General features: G+C 63.4%; 13 protein-coding genes. 3 read left to right on the top strand and 10 right to left on the bottom strand.

Features of this window, described 5'->3' with window-relative positions; genetic code table 11:
* Window positions 1-443 precede the first annotated feature (443 nt).
* Window positions 444-1,799: a tyrosine-type recombinase/integrase gene (locus G5S35_RS09680; RefSeq protein ID WP_183038255.1), complete on the bottom strand. Its 1,356-nt coding sequence runs from the start codon at window positions 1,797-1,799 to the stop codon at window positions 444-446.
* A 457-nt stretch (window positions 1,800-2,256) separates the two neighbouring features.
* On the opposite strand from G5S35_RS09680, the gene sixA reads away from it, so the two are divergent.
* Together sixA and G5S35_RS09690 are read left to right on the top strand one after the other, a co-directional pair.
* Window positions 2,257-2,721: a phosphohistidine phosphatase SixA gene (gene sixA, locus G5S35_RS09685; protein WP_065061357.1), complete on the top strand. Its 465-nt coding sequence runs from the start codon at window positions 2,257-2,259 to the stop codon at window positions 2,719-2,721.
* A 291-nt stretch (window positions 2,722-3,012) separates the two neighbouring features.
* Window positions 3,013-3,831: a GNAT family N-acetyltransferase gene (locus G5S35_RS09690; protein ID WP_065061356.1), complete on the top strand. Its 819-nt coding sequence runs from the start codon at window positions 3,013-3,015 to the stop codon at window positions 3,829-3,831.
* A gap of 116 nt (window positions 3,832-3,947) precedes the next feature.
* Here G5S35_RS09690 and ppx read toward each other — a convergent pair whose 3' ends face one another.
* Window positions 3,948-5,537: an exopolyphosphatase gene (gene ppx / locus G5S35_RS09695; protein ID WP_065061412.1), complete on the bottom strand. Its 1,590-nt coding sequence runs from the start codon at window positions 5,535-5,537 to the stop codon at window positions 3,948-3,950.
* Window positions 5,538-5,775: 238 nt separating this feature from the next.
* Between ppx and ppk1 the strand changes: the two genes are divergently transcribed.
* Complete coding sequence (gene ppk1, locus G5S35_RS09700) at window positions 5,776-7,839, top strand: polyphosphate kinase 1 (protein WP_065061355.1); 2,064 nt, start codon at window positions 5,776-5,778, stop codon at window positions 7,837-7,839.
* 127 nt (window positions 7,840-7,966) lie between these two features.
* Here ppk1 and phoR read toward each other — a convergent pair whose 3' ends face one another.
* The 8 genes from phoR to glmM form a co-directional block, all read right to left on the bottom strand.
* A complete protein-coding gene (phoR, locus tag G5S35_RS09705) occupies window positions 7,967-9,280 on the bottom strand; it encodes a phosphate regulon sensor histidine kinase PhoR (protein ID WP_065061354.1) in 1,314 nt (437 codons plus the stop codon).
* Window positions 9,281-9,455: 175 nt separating this feature from the next.
* Window positions 9,456-10,157 carry a phosphate regulon transcriptional regulator PhoB gene (phoB, locus tag G5S35_RS09710; protein ID WP_027817258.1) on the bottom strand — a complete coding sequence of 234 codons (702 nt, stop codon included), beginning with the start codon at window positions 10,155-10,157 and terminating at the stop codon, window positions 9,456-9,458.
* Between the two features lie 52 nt (window positions 10,158-10,209).
* A complete protein-coding gene (gene phoU, locus G5S35_RS09715; RefSeq protein ID WP_065061353.1) occupies window positions 10,210-10,914 on the bottom strand; it encodes a phosphate signaling complex protein PhoU in 705 nt (234 codons plus the stop codon).
* A gap of 40 nt (window positions 10,915-10,954) precedes the next feature.
* Window positions 10,955-11,803, bottom strand: coding sequence for a phosphate ABC transporter ATP-binding protein PstB (gene pstB, locus G5S35_RS09720; protein WP_065061352.1), 849 nt, complete (start codon window positions 11,801-11,803; stop codon window positions 10,955-10,957).
* A gap of 15 nt (window positions 11,804-11,818) precedes the next feature.
* The gene (gene pstA, locus G5S35_RS09725) at window positions 11,819-12,715 is read right to left on the bottom strand and encodes a phosphate ABC transporter permease PstA (RefSeq protein WP_065061351.1); all 897 of its coding nucleotides are present in this window, start codon (window positions 12,713-12,715) and stop codon (window positions 11,819-11,821) included.
* Entirely contained in the window at window positions 12,712-13,698 is a 987-nt protein-coding gene (pstC, locus tag G5S35_RS09730; RefSeq protein ID WP_065061350.1) for a phosphate ABC transporter permease PstC, read from the bottom strand. The genes pstA and pstC overlap by 4 nt, the downstream gene beginning before the upstream one ends.
* Window positions 13,699-13,935: 237 nt before the next feature.
* Window positions 13,936-14,967 (bottom strand): phosphate ABC transporter substrate-binding protein PstS, encoded by a 1,032-nt coding sequence (gene pstS / locus G5S35_RS09735; RefSeq protein ID WP_065061349.1) that lies wholly within the window; start codon window positions 14,965-14,967, stop codon window positions 13,936-13,938.
* A 448-nt stretch (window positions 14,968-15,415) separates the two neighbouring features.
* On the bottom strand, window positions 15,416-16,768 hold the full coding sequence (glmM, locus tag G5S35_RS09740) for a phosphoglucosamine mutase (RefSeq protein ID WP_065061348.1): 1,353 nt from the start codon (window positions 16,766-16,768) through the stop codon (window positions 15,416-15,418).
* Window positions 16,769-16,828: the final 60 nt, after the last annotated feature.

Consider the following 16,828-nt stretch of genomic DNA (forward strand, 5'->3'; position numbering starts at 1 on the left):
CGTCGTCGACGGAGCCGGGGGAGTCAAGATAGAGAGGGGCCGCGCTAGTTGGCGGCCGCTCGATAGAGAGTTTTGAACCCATGGCAATCAGTTTGAGTTGATGGTTCGGCTCGAAAATATTCCAGACACACAGAGAGTCCTTTATCGACCATCACACACCAAGCCGCACGAAGACGAGGCTGACATGTGAGCGCGTCTGGGCGCTTATGGTGCTGCACACCTGCGAGCATGACTTCGCGAAGGCAGGTGGTGATAAAGGGCTTCCGAGCCCTGGAATACTTTGCCCGACCCGATTCCCAAACTGCGGGGTTCTCAACATCGGTCGTATCCACAGACGACCGCGTTAGGCAGAGCTAGAACTGTATCATCCTCTAAGATGCGTGCAATCCTGTCAAAACCCGACCGCCACACTCTTCGATCAGGAGTCGGACTGAAATTGGGTGCTATACCGGCGTCGTGGTTAGTTCGGTCAGAACCTGGAGGCGCTGTCCCAAGGCGTCCCACGCATGTGTCATCTCATCGGCATAGTCGTGCTGCAAGTAGACTCGATCAAGCTTGTCCGCTCGGGCGTGGTTGAGGCATCGATGCACGATGCTTTCCGCGATGCCGAGACTCTGCATCAGCGTTCCGCAGGTTCGCCGCAGATCGTGGCACTTCCATTGCCCGCCTTCGAGTAGTAATGCGTTCGTGTGCTCTGTTCGGCCGGGCAACGGCTTGCGATCCGGGCGCTGTCGATCTGCCAAAGCTTTCCCGACAGTCTGGTTGTTCAGTGCAGCGAGGTGGTTTCGGCTTGATGGAAATACAAATTCGCTGCGCAGCTCTTCCGGGAGGCTTTCGCGCCAATCCCATAACGCAGCAAAATGCGAGTGCGTGAAGTCGGACATGCGCACATTGTGCGTAACGCCAGACTTCGCGTTTTCGGCAGGGATGAGCCACGATTTTTTGTCGAGGTCGACATGCTTCCAGCACGCAGCGACGGTCTCGCCCACACGCGTCCCTGTAGACAACATAATCCAGATCGCGGAACGGATTGCGAGCGATAGTTCGGCTTTCGGTATGAGCTGAGCGAGCGTACGGATTTCGGCCTCGCTCAAAACTCGGTCGCGCTCGTTGTCCCTAACCGGGTCGTAGCCACCGCTTACGATGTCTTCGGCGCGAATGGCCAAGATGTCGCTACTTGCGAGTAGGCGCTTCCACGGCTGATTCTGATCACCCCAGCGAAACATCTGCTTCAGGTCAACAAGTAAAGCCGTGGCCTGTCTGTTCGCGCCGCGATCCGAGATTCGCGTAAGAATCGGCCGCACGTCTGTCGCGTACAACTGGGTTAATGTTTTGTCGCCGATTTCGCTAAGGACGAACTTCGCGAATGTTCTGACGATCTCACTGCCGCCGTCCTTTCGTCCGCGCTTGCCTCGCTTTGTGGCGATTGTGGGGAACCATGCGTCGTACAAATCTCGCACGGTTCTGGCTTCCGATTGCTCCTGCTCGCGCTGGCGACGCTGCGCCTCGAGATCATCTTTCACCTTCTGTTGATGATCGACGCCGCTCCGCGCCAGAGCGCGAATGGTAGCGGCTTCATGCCTTGCATCGGCAAGTGACAGGCGGGCGGCGTCAGTATTTGACCCGTAGCGACGGGGCAGCGTTACCGTTGTTTCCTTGCCATCAACTGTGTATTTGACCTGCCAACTCTTCGTTCCGTCCGTTGCAACGCGAACGCGCAGGCCGTCGCCATCCGAAAGACAGTATGCCCTATCCTTTCTTTTCGCCAACTCTATTACCCTAACTGTAAGCTTCCCCATACCCCGGTGATCCGTCGTCGTTACGTTACCGGTATATTACCGGATTCCGTCCGAATTCAACCGAACTCAATGGGACCGAAACGGATACGCAAATCCGACAATGCATTGAAAATAAACATACTTTTCAGATGGCGCGAACCTTACCGAACCAATCCGGACTACGCGAGAAATGATTTGGGATCAGAGGGTCGTAGGTTCGAATCCTATCGCTCCGACCACAGCTTCAAGCAAAAAGCCCAGCCTTAACCGGCTGGGCTTTTTGTTTTTCCGGCAGTCCTTCGACGCTTCCCGGCTGGGCAGCAATCCGGGCAATCCACACCCTGCCGCACCCTTCGCCGGCACACCCCATGCTCCCTACAATGGCAAAACACCGGCGAAAAACGAAACCGCGAAAAATAACGAACCCCGCGCCTCGCGACATCCCGCCCATCTCGCCCATCTCCCAGGAGAGCCGCTCATGAATCTCATCCTCTGGCGCCACGCCGAAGCCGAAGACTTTGCGTCCAGCGACCTCGCGCGCCAGCTCACCACACGGGGACGCAAGCAGGCGCAGAACGTCGCGCGCTGGTTGCGCTCACGTCTGCCCGAAGACGCCGTGATCCTCGCCAGCCCCGCCGCGCGCACGATCCAGACCGCCGAGGCGCTCACCGACCAGTACCGCGTGGTGCGCGAAATCGCGCCCGATGCCAGCGTCGACGCCGTGCTCACCGCCGCCGGCTGGCCCGACGGCATCGCCTCCACCGTTGTCGTGGTCGGCCATCAGCCGACGCTCGGCGAAGTCGCCGCGCACCTCCTGTCGCACGACAGCGACCGCCGCGGCTGGCCCGTGAAGAAGTCGGGCGTCCTCTGGATCAAAAGCCGCGAGCGCAACGGCGACGGCGCAGCCGTCCTGCTCGCCGCCATCACGCCCGAACTCGTCTGATCGGCGCCACACTGCGCGACTGCGCACCACGTCGCGCGCAAGATCGCGCGCCTTCGTCGCCCTCTCCTCACGCGCCGCCGCTCGCGGCGCGACTCCCCGCCTGAATGCCACCTAAGCCCGCCTGAACCCGCCGAAATTCCGCAAACGGCGTCACTAAACCGCACAACGGCCTCGCACCGCTCTGTCAGCCTTACAGAGCGTCATCGAATCGTCATTGCGTTTTCATGGAAACGTAACCGCGTATTACTAAATTGCCGGGAAAGTTCTCTTACTTCCCGACCAGGACGCCCCATGCGAGATCTGCCGATGCCCACCCTGCCGTTCGCCTCGAGCCTCTTCGAGTCGAATCGGCGTCTGCCGCGCGCCGAAGAAACGGTCACCGCGCAGCACCGCCTTCAGGTGGCCTGGGCTCGCAGCGACGAAGAACTGCGCGAAGCGCAGCGCCTGCGCTACCGCGTGTTCGCCGAGGAAATGGGCGCGCGTCTGACCGGCCCGGCCGGTCTCGACGTCGACGCCTTCGACCACTATTGCGATCACCTGATCGTGCGCGATCTCGACACGCTCAAGGTCGTCGGCACCTATCGCGTGCTGCCGCCGCACGAAGCCACGCGCATCGGCCGCCTGTACGCCGAGAGCGAATTCGACGTGTCGCGCCTCGCGCATCTGCGTCCGAAGATGGTCGAAGTGGGCCGCTCGTGCGTGCATCCCGACTACCGCAGCGGCTCGGTCATCATGTCGCTGTGGGGCGGTCTGGGCGCCTACATGACGCATAACGGCTACGAGACGATGCTCGGCTGCGCGAGCGTGGCGATGGCCGACGGCGGCCACTACGCGGCCAATCTCTACGCCTCGCTCGGCGCGAACGCGCTGACCGATCCGGAATACCGCGCCTTCCCGCACACGCCGCTGCCCGTCGAGGAACTGCGCACGGGCGGCAGCGCCGTGCCGCCGCCGCTGATCAAGGGCTATCTGCGTCTCGGCGCGAAGATCTGCGGCGCGCCGGCCTGGGATCCGGACTTCAACACCGCCGACTTCCTGACGCTGTTCCGTCTCTCGGACATCAACGAACGTTACGCGCGCCACTTCCTCGGCGAGGCCGCCACGCGCTGATCCACCGCGGCTTCACCGCATTCACGACGTCGCAAAACAAAACGCCCGGCCATTGAGCCGGGCGTTTTCATGTCCACATCGTCACGCAGGTCGTGCAGAACGCGCTGAGCGCGCGATCACTCTTCCGTATAAACCACGCGATACGGAATGCCGATCTTGCCCCACTCCGCCGCTTCCTGAACGAGGTTGTAATCGGTGAGCGGATTGTTCTGCACCCAGGCGTTCGGCAGCAGCACCTCGAAGCCCTCGCCTTCGCGCATGACCTTGATGTGCGGCAGGCCGACATCGGCGCGACGGCGGCTCAGCAGCGCGGCCAGACGCAGGCAGAACAGCAGCGGCCATTCGACGTCGCGCGCCTGCGAGAGCTTGCCGAGCTTGCCCACGTGGCCGAGCACGAGCGCCGCGAGACGCGCCTGGTCGGTGCGCGAGAAGCCCGGCATGTCGGCGTTGCTGGCGATATAGGCCGAATGCTTGTGATACGCGCTGTGCGAAATCGACAGGCCGATCTCGTGCAGCGACGCCGCCCAGTTCAGGAAGTTGCGGCTTTCCTCGCGGCGCTCCGCGTCGGGTTCTTCGAGCTGGTCGTAGAAGCTCACCGCGAGTTCGGCGATACGGCTCGCCTGCGCGCGATCCACGCCATAGCGGCGCATGAAGCCTTCCACCGTGACCGTGCGCATGTCTTCGTGCTGCGACCGGCCGAGCAGGTCGTAGAGCACGCCCAGACGCAGCGCGCCGTCGGTGGTGTCGACGTAATCGATGCCCAGTTCGTCGAACACGGCGATCATGATCGACAAGCCGCCCGCCAGCACCGGAATGCGGTCGGGCTTGAGCGCGACGAGCTTCAGCCGGTTGACGTTCTCCGCCTTGATCAGCGCGCGCTTCAGGCGTTCCAGGCCGCCGCGCGAAATGCCGTGCGTGATGCCCGCATCGTTGAAGCCGTTCGCCTCGACGAGTTCGGCCAGCGCGCGCGCCGTGCCCGAGGAGCCGATCGCCTGATCCCAGCCGGTCGCGCGGTAGTCGGAGGAAATGATCTGGATTTCGCGCGTGGCGGCGAGTTCCGCCTGGCGCATGGTGTATTCGTCGACGTTGCCGGCCGGGAAGAACTGGCGGCTATGGCTCACGCAGCCGATATACAGGCTTTCCATGCGGATCGGCGTGTAGTGCGAACCGATGATGAACTCGGTCGAGCCGCCGCCGATATCCACCACGAAGCGCTTGCCCGCGCTCGCCGGCACCGAATGCGCCGCGCCCGCGTAGATGAGGCGCGCTTCTTCGCGGCCCGCGATCACTTCGATCGGGAAGCCGAGCGCGGCTTCGGCCTCGCCGAGAAATTCGCGCGAGTTCTTGGCGACGCGCAGCGTGTTGGTCGCCACGGCGCGCACGTGATCCGGATGAAAGTCGCGCAGACGTTCGCCGAAACGCTTGAGCGCGTCCCAGCCGCGCACCTGCGAGGCGCGGTCGAGCTGTTTGTCCTTCGACAGGCCCGCGGCAAGGCGCACGGGTTCACGCAGGGCGTCGACCGGGTAGATCTGGCTGCCGGCGTCGGTTTCTTCGACCCGACCGACGATCAGACGAAAGCTGTTCGAACCGAGGTCGACGGCGGCAAGCAATTGCGGATTGGTGACCATCGAGGGGGCGGGCTCCATGCGTGCGAACGCGGTCATGCGGGCTCGTTGAGCAGCGGCCGCGTTGTCCAAATATGCCATTTTAAGCGTACCCGACTTCGTCATGTCGCACCTCGCGCGAGTGACGGTCAGAAACGCCCGCAACGGGACTTTCGGGGACACCCTGACCCACTGTGCATGATTGCCGCCCAAGGTGTCGAACACGTGAAAATGCGGCGTAGAATTTATGACACACCAATTGTCACAATAAAGTCATATTACTGTGAGAATTTCCGAGCGTCCGTTCGAATCATCCCCCGAAATTCCGCGTTCACTGCCAATGTCCATCCGCTACCCCCTTCTCAATCGCGAACTGGGCATTCTGGGATTCAACGAGCGTGTGCTCGCACAGGCCGCCGACCCCACCGTTCCCTTGCTGGAGCGCTTGCGCTTCATCTGCATCACCAGCAGCAATCTCGACGAATTCTTCGAAGTCCGCATGGCCGGGCTGCAGGAGCAGATGCGCGACAACCCGGGCGTGCTCTCGCCCGACGGCATGTCGCTGCAACACGTCTACGAACTCGTGGTCGAGCGCGCGCAGCGCCTCGTGCACCGCCAGTACCGCATGCTGCACGACACCGTGCTGCCCGCGCTCGAAGAAGAAGGCATCTACTTTCACGGCACCGACGCCTGGAACGAAGCGCAGACCGCCTGGGCGCGCAGGTATTTCCTCGACGAACTGCTGCCCGTGCTCACGCCGATTGGCCTCGACCCCGCACACCCGTTCCCGCGCGTGCTCAACAAGAGCCTGAACTTCGTGGTCGAACTCGAAGGCAAGGACGCCTTCGGCCGTCAGGCGCTGATGGGCATCGTGCAGGCGCCGCGCGCGCTGCCGCGACTCGTGCGGATGCCGCAGGAACTGTCGGGCTTCCAGCACGGCTTCGTGCTGCTTGGCTCGCTGCTGCAACGTTTCGTGGGCGAGTTGTTTCCGAACCTCGTGGTGCGCAGCTGCAACCAGTTCCGCATCACGCGCAACAGCGAGCTGTTCGTCGACGAAGACGAAATCACCAATCTGCGCGTCGCGCTGCAAGGCGAGCTGCCCGCGCGCCATCTGGGCAACGCGGTGCGCCTCGAAGTGTCGGCGGATACGCCCGTGCACCTCGTGCGGCGTCTGCTCGACGAGAGCGGCCTGAACGAGAAGGACTGCTACTACGTCGACGGCCCGGTGAATCTCGTGCGCCTCATGCAGTTGCCCGAGATGGTCGATCGCCCCGATCTCAAGTTCGTGCCGCACGTGCCCGCGATTCCGCAGCGCATCGCGGCCAACAGCAACATGTTCGACGTAATCGATCAGGGCGACGTGCTGCTGCATCATCCGTACGAAAGCTTCCAGCCCGTGCTGGAGCTGCTGCTGCAAGCCGCCAACGATCCGAACGTGGTCGCGATCAAGCAGACCATCTACCGCACCGGCACCGACTCGCCGCTGATGGACGCGCTCATGCAGGCCGCGCGCAACGGCAAGGAAGTGACGGTGGTCGTGGAACTGCTCGCGCGCTTCGACGAAGAGACCAACATCAACTGGGCTTCGCAGCTCGAAGCCGTGGGCGCGCATGTGGTGTACGGCGTGGTCGGCCACAAGTGCCACGCCAAGATGATGCTGATCGTGCGCCGCGTACCCGTGAACGGCCGCATGCAGCTGCGCCGCTACGTGCACCTCGGCACCGGCAACTATCATCCGCGCACGGCGCGTCTCTACACCGACTTCGGCCTCATGACCTCGGAGCCGAAGACCTGCGAGGACGTGCATCACGTGTTCCAGCAGCTCACCGGCATCGGCGGCGAGCTGCAACTGCACGAACTGTGGCAGTCGCCGTTCACGTTGCATCCGAAGCTCGTCGAGTCGATCCGCGCCGAAGCCGAAGCCGCGCGCCAGGGCAAGAAAGCACGCATCGTCGCGAAGATGAACGCGCTGCTCGAACCCACCGTGATCGACGAGCTATACGAAGCCTCGCAGGCGGGCGTGAAGATCGATCTGATCGTGCGCGGCGTGTGCTCGCTGCAGCCGGGCGTGCCGGGGCTGTCGGAGAACATCACGGTGCGCTCGATCGTCGGGCGCTTCCTGGAACACCATCGCATCTACTACTTCTACGCAGGCGGCGCGGAGAACGTCTATCTGTCGAGCGCCGACTGGATGGACCGCAATCTGTTCCGCCGCGTCGAAGTCGCGTTCCCGATTCACGATCGCCGCCTGAAGCGCCGCGTGATCGCCGAAGGGCTTTCGTGTTTCCTCGGCGACAACCAGTCGGCGTGGCTCATGCAAAGCGACGGCCACTACAAGCGCCGCCGCGCCGGCAAGGCCGTGCGCAACGCGCAGATGAGCCTGCTCGCGAAGTTCTGTTCGTGAAAGTTTGAAGCGTCTGAAGCCCGCGCCTTTGCCGATGGCGTAAAAAAGCCGCTTCGAACGAAGCGGCTTTTTTATTGGGCGCCGGTGAAACCATGTACTACGCGATGCGCCACCCATCCCACCGCGCTCACACCGGCGCAGGTTGACGCCGCGTCGTACGCGCCGACGGAAAGCGCACGGTGAACGTACTGCCGCGCCCTTCTTCGCTCTTCACCTCGAGCGCCGCATCGTGACGCTGCAGCACATGCTTGACGATGGCGAGCCCGAGACCCGTGCCGCCCGTATCGCGCGAACGGCTGCGGTCCACGCGATAGAAGCGCTCGGTCAGGCGCGGAATGTCGCTGGCCGGAATGCCGAAGCCGGTGTCGGTGACCGAGAACACCGCCTGGCCGCCTTCCACGCGCCACGCCAGATGCACCTTGCCGCCTTCGGGCGTGTAGCGCACGGCATTGGTCGCGAGATTGCCCAGCGCGCTGAGAATTTCGGTTTCCGAGCCCGTAAGCGAGAGCCCGTCGTCGAAATCGGCGCTGATCCGATGATGGCCGCCCGAGAGGCTTTCCGCGTCTTCGCGCACGTGGACGAGCACGGCGCGCATGTCGATCATCTGATCACCCGGCGAACGCCCTTCGCCTTCGAGCTTCGCCAGCACGAGCAGATCGGTCACGATGTGACGCATGCGCGACGCCTGCTGCTCCATGAGGTCGAAATAGCGGTTGCGCTCGTCTTCGGACAGCGGCAACTCGCGCATCGTCTCCAGAAAGCCCGAGAGCACCGTGAGCGGCGTCTTGAGTTCGTGCGAGACGTTGGCCACGAAGTCGCGGCGCATGGCGTCCGTGCGTTCGAGTTCGGTGATGTCCTGCGAGAGCACGAGCTTGCGATTGTCGCCGTAGGGAAACACCTGCACCGAGAGCACGTTCTGCCGCTTCGTGCCCATGCCGCGCATGATCAGCATCTCCTTGTAGTCGTGCGAATTCAGATAGCGCACGAAGTCGGGCTGACGCACGAGATGGGTGATGTGCTGGCGCAGGTCGCGTTTGGCGTCGAGGCCGAAATGGACTTCGGAAATCGCGTTGCACCACTCGATCTGATCGTGATCGTCGAGCATGGCCACGCCGTTGGGCGACGCCTGAATGGCCTGGATGAAGCGCGAGTGCTGCTGTTCGACCTGGCGCACCTGGGCGTGCCAGCGCTTCGCGAGCTTGTGCAGGCGGTAATAGATTTCGCCCCACACGCCCGGCGCGCTCGGCACTTCGCCGTAGACCGGCGCGTCGAGCAGACGCCACAGGCGCTGTTTGTGGAACGTGCTGAAAACCATTTGCGCGGCCAGCAGCGCGACGGCCAGCGCCAGTGCGAGCTTCACGCCGAAAAACGCGCCGACGCCCGTGCAGACGAGCGCAAGCAGCACGATCGATACGAGGGCGCGCGCCCAGATGATGTTCATGTTCCTGCGATCGATGAGAAGAGGAGTCCGGACCGGGGCGCTGCGGAATCGGAAAGCGCCGGCGCGCGCATCAAGCAGGCTTGCGCTGCGTCACCGGCGTACTGCCGCCCGAGCGCGGGCGCTCAGGCTTCGGAGCGGCTCAGCAACTGAGCGCCCCGCTCACCCGCTTGCCGGTTCAGGCGCTCTTGGCGAGCCGGTAGCCGCTGCCGCGCACCGTTTCGATCATAGCATCGCAGCCCGCGGGCTTGAGCGCGGCACGCAGACGCTTGATATGCACGTCGACGGTCCGTTCCTCGACGAACACGTGGTCGCCCCACACCTGATCGAGCAGTTGCGTGCGGCTGTGCACGCGCTCCGGATGCGTCATGAAGAAGTGCAGCAGACGGAACTCGGTCGGGCCGAGATCGAGCTTGATCTCCGAGCCTTCGGCGTGCGCCGCGACGCGGTGCGTGGCCGGGTCGAGCTTGAGACCGTTGATGGCGACCACGTCTTCCGTGAGCTGCGGCGCGCGGCGGCGCAGGACCGCCTTGATGCGCGCCATCAGTTCCTTCGGCGAAAACGGCTTCGTGACGTAGTCGTCGGCGCCGATTTCGAGGCCAAGCACCTTGTCCTGCTCGTCGCCGCGCGCGGTCAGCATGATGATCGGAATATGCTTCGTGCGCTCGTTGTTGCGCAGATCGCGCGCGAAATTGACGCCCGACTTGCCCGGCAACATCCAGTCGAGCAGGATGAGGTCGGGCAGCACGTCGCTGATCAGGTTCTGCGCCTGTTCCGCGTTGTACGCGCGAATCGGGCAATGACCCGCGTGTTGCAGGTTCACGGAAATCAGCTCGGAAATCGCGGGCTCATCTTCGATGACGAGAATGCTGCTGGGCATCGGCACCTCTGGCACTAAGACCTGTTAAACCGTTGTAACGTGATGTGAAGGATCAGCTGAGCGCTTCGCGCTCGAGTGCGTCGCGCGACTTGTGGCGCACGTCGGTGCCCTTCACGATGTAGATGATGAATTCGGCGATGTTCTTCGCGTGGTCGCCGATCCGCTCGATCGCCTTGGCGATGAACAGATAGTCGAGGCCCACGGAAATCGTGCGCGGATCTTCCATCATGTAGCTCACGAGCTTGCGCACGAAAGCACGGAATTCCTCGTCGATCGCCTTGTCGTCGCGCACGATCTGCGCGGCCGCCACGGTGTCGAGACGCGCGAACGCGTCGAGCGCGCGGCGCAGGATCGACACGGCCATCTCGCCCGAGACCTTGATCTCGGCGATGTTCACCGCGCGCGAGGCGCCGTCTTCCATCAGGCGCTTGGTGCGCTTGGCGATCTTTTCGGCTTCGTCGCCGGCGCGCTCGAGGTTCGTGATGGTCTTCGAGATCGCGAGCACGAGACGCAGGTCGCGCGCGGCCGGCTGACGGCGCGCGATGATGTTGCTGCACTCTTCGTCGATCTCGACTTCCATCGTGTTGAGGCGGTCTTCGGCGGCGATCACGCGCTCGGCGGCTTCGCCGTCGAACTCGTTGAGGGCCTGCATCGCCGTGATGATCTGCGATTCCACGAGGCCGCCCATTTCGAGCACCTTCGACGAAATCAGGTTCAGGTCGGCGTCGAACTGGCTGGACAGATGCTTGTCGGACATGTCGTTTCTCCCTTCTTCCGCTTGGGGTTCCCCAACGGGATCAGCCGAAGCGGCCGGTGATGTAGTCTTCCGTTTCCTTGCGGACCGGCTTGATGAAGATCTTCTCGGTGTCGCCGAACTCGATCAGTTCGCCGAGATACATGTACGCAGTGTAGTCCGAGCACCGCGCGGCCTGCTGCATGTTGTGGGTCACGATCACCACCGTGTAGTCGCTCTTGAGTTCCGCGATCAGTTCTTCGATGCGGCCCGTGGAAATCGGGTCGAGCGCCGAGCACGGCTCGTCGAGCAGCAGCACTTCCGGACGGATCGCAATGCCGCGCGCGATGCACAGACGCTGCTGCTGGCCGCCCGAGAGGCCGTAGCCGCTCTGGTTGAGCTTGTCCTTCACTTCGTTCCAGAGCGCCGCCTTGGTGAGCGCCCACTCGACGCGGTCGTCCATTTCCGGGCGCGACAGCTTCTCGAACATCTTCACGCCGAACGCGATGTTGTCGTAGATCGACATCGGGAACGGCGTCGGCTTCTGGAACACCATGCCGACGCGCGCGCGCAGCAGCGAAATGTCCTTGTTGTAGGTGAGCAGGTTCTCACCGTCCATCAGGATCTCGCCTTCGGCGCGCTGCTCGGGATAGAGCGCGTACATCTTGTTGAAGGTACGCAGCAGCGTGGACTTGCCGCAGCCCGACGGGCCGATGAACGCCGTCACCTTGCCTTCGGGAATCTGCAGGTTGATGTTCTTCAGCGCGTGGTACTTGCCGTAGAAGAAGTTCAGGTCCTTCACTTCGATCTTCGGTTTGCCGAGCATGAGGCCGCTTTTGCCCTGGGCGGGGTCGAGGCCCGACGGCGCAGTACCGTTTGCAACGGGATTAAGGTGACTCTCTGCCATATTCATCGGATGACTCCGCCCTTACTTTTTCGAAAAGATGGTGCGCGCGAGGATATTCAGCCCCAGCACGCCCAACGTGATCAGGAACACGCCGGCCCAGGCAAGCGACTGCCATTGCGAGAACGGGCTCATCGCAAACTTGTAGATGGTGACCGGAAGGTTCGCCATCGGCTGATTCATGTCCATGCTGAAGAACTGGTTCGACAGCGCCGTGAAGAGCAGCGGCGCGGTTTCGCCGGCGATACGCGCCACCGCGAGCAGCACGCCCGTCACGATGCCCGCGATCGACGCCTTGAGGGTGATCGACAGCACCATCTTCCACTTCGGCGTGCCGAGCGCGAAGGCCGCTTCACGCAGCGCGTTAGGCACCAGCTTGAGCATGTTCTCGGTCGTGCGGATCACGATCGGGATTTCCAGCAGCGCCAGCGAGATCGCACCCGCCCAGCCGCTGAAGTGGCCCATCTTGGCGACCACGAGCGCGTAGACGAACAGACCGACGACGATCGACGGCGCCGACAGCAGAATGTCGTTGATGAAGCGCGTGATGCTCGCGAGCCAGCCCTTCTGGCCGTATTCGGCGAGATAGACGCCCGCCAGGATGCCGATCGGCGTGCCGACGAAGGTGGCCAGCGCCACCAGTTGCAGACTGCCGACGATCGCGTTGGCGAGACCGCCGCCATCGGTGTTCGGCGGCGGCGTCGACTGCGTGAACAGTTGCACCGACAGACCGCCCACGCCGAGCGAGAGCGTCGTGTAGAGAATCCACACGAGCCACAGCAGGCCGAAGGCCATCGCGCCGAGCGACGCCGTCAGTGCGATCGCGTTGGTCACGCGGCGGCGGCTTTGCAGCTTGCCGCGCATGCGTTCGAGTTCGGGGCCGTAGATGGCGCCCGGGATTTTCAGCAGCGGCTCGCTCATCGCGCACCCTCCGACTTTTCAAGGCGCAGCAGCATGATCTTCGAGATCGCCAGCACGATGAAGGTAATCACGAACAGAATCAGGCCGAGCTCCATGAGCGCCGCCGTATGCAGGCCCGGGCTCGCTTCGGCGAACTCGTTGGCGAGCGCCGAGGTGATGCTGTTGCCCGGCGAGAACAGCGAGACGTTGTCGAGCAGGTTCGTATTGCCGATCACGAAGGTCACGGCCATCGTTTCGCCGAGCGCGCGGCCGAGGCCGAGCATCACGCCGCCGATCACGCCGGTCTTGGTGAAGGGCAGCACGATCTTCCACATCACTTCCCACGTCGTGCAGCCGATGCCGTACGCCGACTCCTTGAGCAGCACGGGCGTGACTTCGAACACGTCGCGCATCACCGAGGCGATGTACGGAATGATCATGATCGCGAGAATGACGCCCGCGCACAGAATGCCGATACCGATCGGCGGGCCCTGAAACAGCGGGCCGATCAGCCACACGTCGCCGAGCAGATGGCCGAGCGGGCGCTGGAAGTATTGCGCGAAGATCGGCGCGAACACGAGCAGACCCCACATGCCGTACACGATCGATGGGATCGCGGCAAGCAGTTCGATGGCGATGCCGAGCGGGCGGCGCAGCCACGCCGGCGACAGCTCGGTAAGGAACAGCGCGATGCCGAAGCTCACAGGCACGGCGATGATCAACGCGATCAGCGAGGTGGCGATCGTGCCGTAAATGGGCACGAGCGCGCCGAACTGGTCGCTGGGAGGATCCCAGTCGGCCGTCCAGAGGAATGAGAGACCGAATTTCTGGATCGTCGGCATCGAAGCGACGATCAGCGACACGATGATGCCGCCGAGCAGCAACAGCGTGACAATGGCGGCGCCGCGAGTGAGGCCGCCAAAAATGATGTCCCCTGCCGGGCTGGGCGCTTTCTGCTGCGCGGCGTTGCCGGGCGGGTTCGAGACGAGCGGGACGTCGGACATGATGACCTGTATCCAGTTGCCGCAAGCGAGGCTCGCGACGTTGATGCGGTTCCAGAACCGCCGACCGCCCTGCGCCGGTCCATTGACCGGTCGATCAGCAATCAGGGCGGCAGATCGTAGCGGGTGTATTTACGGAAATATTGCAGATTTATTACAACTGCATAACCAGTGTTCCGGAAGCAGCACGGGCCGCACGCGTGAGGCGGGCGGCCCGGTTCAGCTACACGGTCGGTCCGCTTATTCGGCGATTGCCTTGCCGCTTGCGTCCTTGACCTTTTCCTTCCACTGCGACTTGATCTCGCTCACGACCGATTGCGGCAGCGAGATGTAGTCGAGGCTGTCGGCGGCCGGCGTGCCGTTCTTGAATGCCCAGTCGAAGAACTTGAGCGTTTCCTTGCCTTGATCCGGCTTGTCCTGTGCCGTGTGCAGCAGCACGAACGTGGCGCCCACGACCGGCCATGCGTCCTTGCCCGGTTCGTTCGTCAGGATCTGGTAGAACGACTTCTTCCAGTCTGCGCCGGCGGCAGCGGCCTTGAACGTGTCCGTGCTCGGCTCGACGACCGCACCCGACTCGTTCTTCATGGCAGTGTAGACCATGTGATTTTGCTTGGCGTACGCCCACTCGACGTAGCCGATCGCGCCCGGCAGACGCTGCACGAAGGCGGCGACGCCGTCGTTGCCCTTCCCGCCGGTACCCGTCGGCCAGTTCACGGTCGAGCCTTCGCCGACCTTGCTCTTCCACTCGGGATTGACCTTCGACAGGTAGTTCGTCCAGATGAAGCTGGTGCCCGAACCGTCGGCGCGGCGAACCACGGCGATGTCCAGATCCGGCAGCTTGACCTTCGGGTTCAGCGCGGCGATTTCGGGGTCATTCCACTTCTTGACCTTGCCGAGGTAGATGTCGCCGAGGACCTGGCCCGACAGCGTGATTTCGCCTGCCTTGATGCCCGGCACGTTGATCGCCGGCACGACGCCGCCCACCACCGTCGGGAACTGGAACAGGCCTTCCTTCGTCAGTTCGTCGTCCTTCAGGGGCGCGTCCGAACCTGCGAAATCGACCGTCTTGGCGACGATCTGCTTGATACCGCCCGACGAGCCGATGCCTTGGTAGTTCACCTTGCCGCCGCCCGACTTTTGATAGGCATCCGCCCATTTCGTGTAGATCGGTGCTGCAAAGGTGCTGCCCGCGCCGGTGATGTCAGCAGCGTGGGCTGCCATCGCGAAGAGGGCGCCAGCAACGCCAGCGAGCGCGGTTTGCATCAATTTCATGAGACCTCCAGGTGTGTGAGCGGATGAACGACAGGGCGAAGAATAGGGCCTCTGTGTGACAGTACTGTGACGATTCATGAAGCGTTCGTGACAGTACGATTACCGCCTGAAAGTCGGGGAAACGAGAAGTTAGGCGTTCGCTTCAAAAGCGCGAATGCCCGGCTGGCAAGCCGTTGCGGCCGCCCTGCCCCGCCCGGCGGGCGTTTGCCCGGGCGGAGGGGTCCGACTGGAAATGCCGCGCGCAGGCGTCTGAAAGCTTTTCGAAAACGCGCGTGGGCGGTTCGCAAACGTTTTGGAACGTTTGCTCCAACATCGAAATTTCCGCTGAAGAATGTGGTGCGGCGCACATGGAAAACGCGATGCGCGACGCATTGTCGCGCCCCGCATCGCGTTTTTTGCAGCCCTCAGGACCGCATTGCGCAGCCCAGGATCAAGCGGATGAAGCGGATCAGGCGATCGCGCGCTTCACCGTATCGGCGATCGATTCGGCGTAATGGAGCGTGTCGCGCTCGTCGCGCGCTTCCACCATCACGCGCAGCACCGGCTCCGTGCCCGACGCGCGGATCAGCACGCGGCCCTTGCCCTTGAGCTCGGCTTCGGCGTCCGCAATCGACTTCTGGATGGCGGCGTTGCCCTTCCAGTCGGCGCCCTGCGCGATGCGCACGTTGATGAGCTTCTGCGGGAACAGCGTGACGCCGTCGGTGAGCTCGGCGAGCGTCTGGCCGCTGCGTTTCATGGCCGCGAGCACCAGCAGCGCCGACACGATGCCGTCGCCGGTCGTATGACGGTCCAGCGAGAGAATATGGCCCGACCCTTCCGCGCCGATCTGCCAGCCATGTTCGCGCAGCTGCTCCAGCACGTAGCGGTCGCCCACGTTCGCGCGCACGAACTGCACGCCGAGGCGCTCGAGCGCCTGCTCGACCGCGAGGTTGGTCATCAGCGTGCCGACCGCGCCTTGCACCTTGCCGTCGGTCGCGATGCGGTCCTTCACGAGCACGTAGAGCAGCTCGTCGCCGTTGTAGAGGCGGCCCTGTGCGTCGACCACCTGGAGGCGGTCGGCGTCGCCATCGAGCGCGATACCGAGGTCCGCGTGATTGGCGCGCACCGCGCGCACGAGCGCATCGGGCGCCGTCGCGCCCACGCCGTCGTTGATGTTGAAGCCGTTCGGCGACACGCCGATCGGAATCACGTCGGCGCCCAGTTCATGGAACACGTGCGGGGCGATGTCGTAAGCCGCGCCGTTCGCGCAGTCGATCACGAGCTTCAGGCCGCGCAGATTGAACGCCTGCGGGAACGTGCTCTTGCAGAACTCGATGTAGCGCCCGCCCGCATCATGCAGACGACGCGCGCGGCCGAGCTGCTCGGAAGGCGCGCAGTCGAGCGGCAACTCGAGCTGCTCCTCGATCTGGGTTTCGACATCGTCGGGCAACTTGTTGCCGTCGGCCGAGAAGAACTTGATGCCGTTGTCGTAGTACGGATTATGCGAAGCGCTGATCACCACGCCGGCGGCCAGACGCAGCGCGCGCGTGAGATAGGCGATGCCGGGCGTGGTCATCGGTCCGGCCAGCATCACGTCGATGCCCGCAGCCGACAGCCCCGCTTCGAGCGACGCTTCCAGCATGTAGCCCGAAATGCGCGTGTCCTTGCCGATCAACACGGACGGACGCGGCCCCGACGCCGGCGCGGCACCGGCCAGCACCTTGCCCGCGGCGTAACCCAGCCGCAGCACGAAATCGGGCGTGATCGGCGCGACGCCAACCTTGCCGCGAACCCCATCGGTTCCGAAATAACGACGTCCCATACCTCAAACCTCTCTTTGGTTCTATTTTGCGGCGCCTTCGCGCCGCGCTTTTCATGCTGT

It is taken from the genome of Paraburkholderia tropica, assembly GCF_014171495.1.
GTDB lineage: Bacteria > Pseudomonadota > Gammaproteobacteria > Burkholderiales > Burkholderiaceae > Paraburkholderia > Paraburkholderia tropica.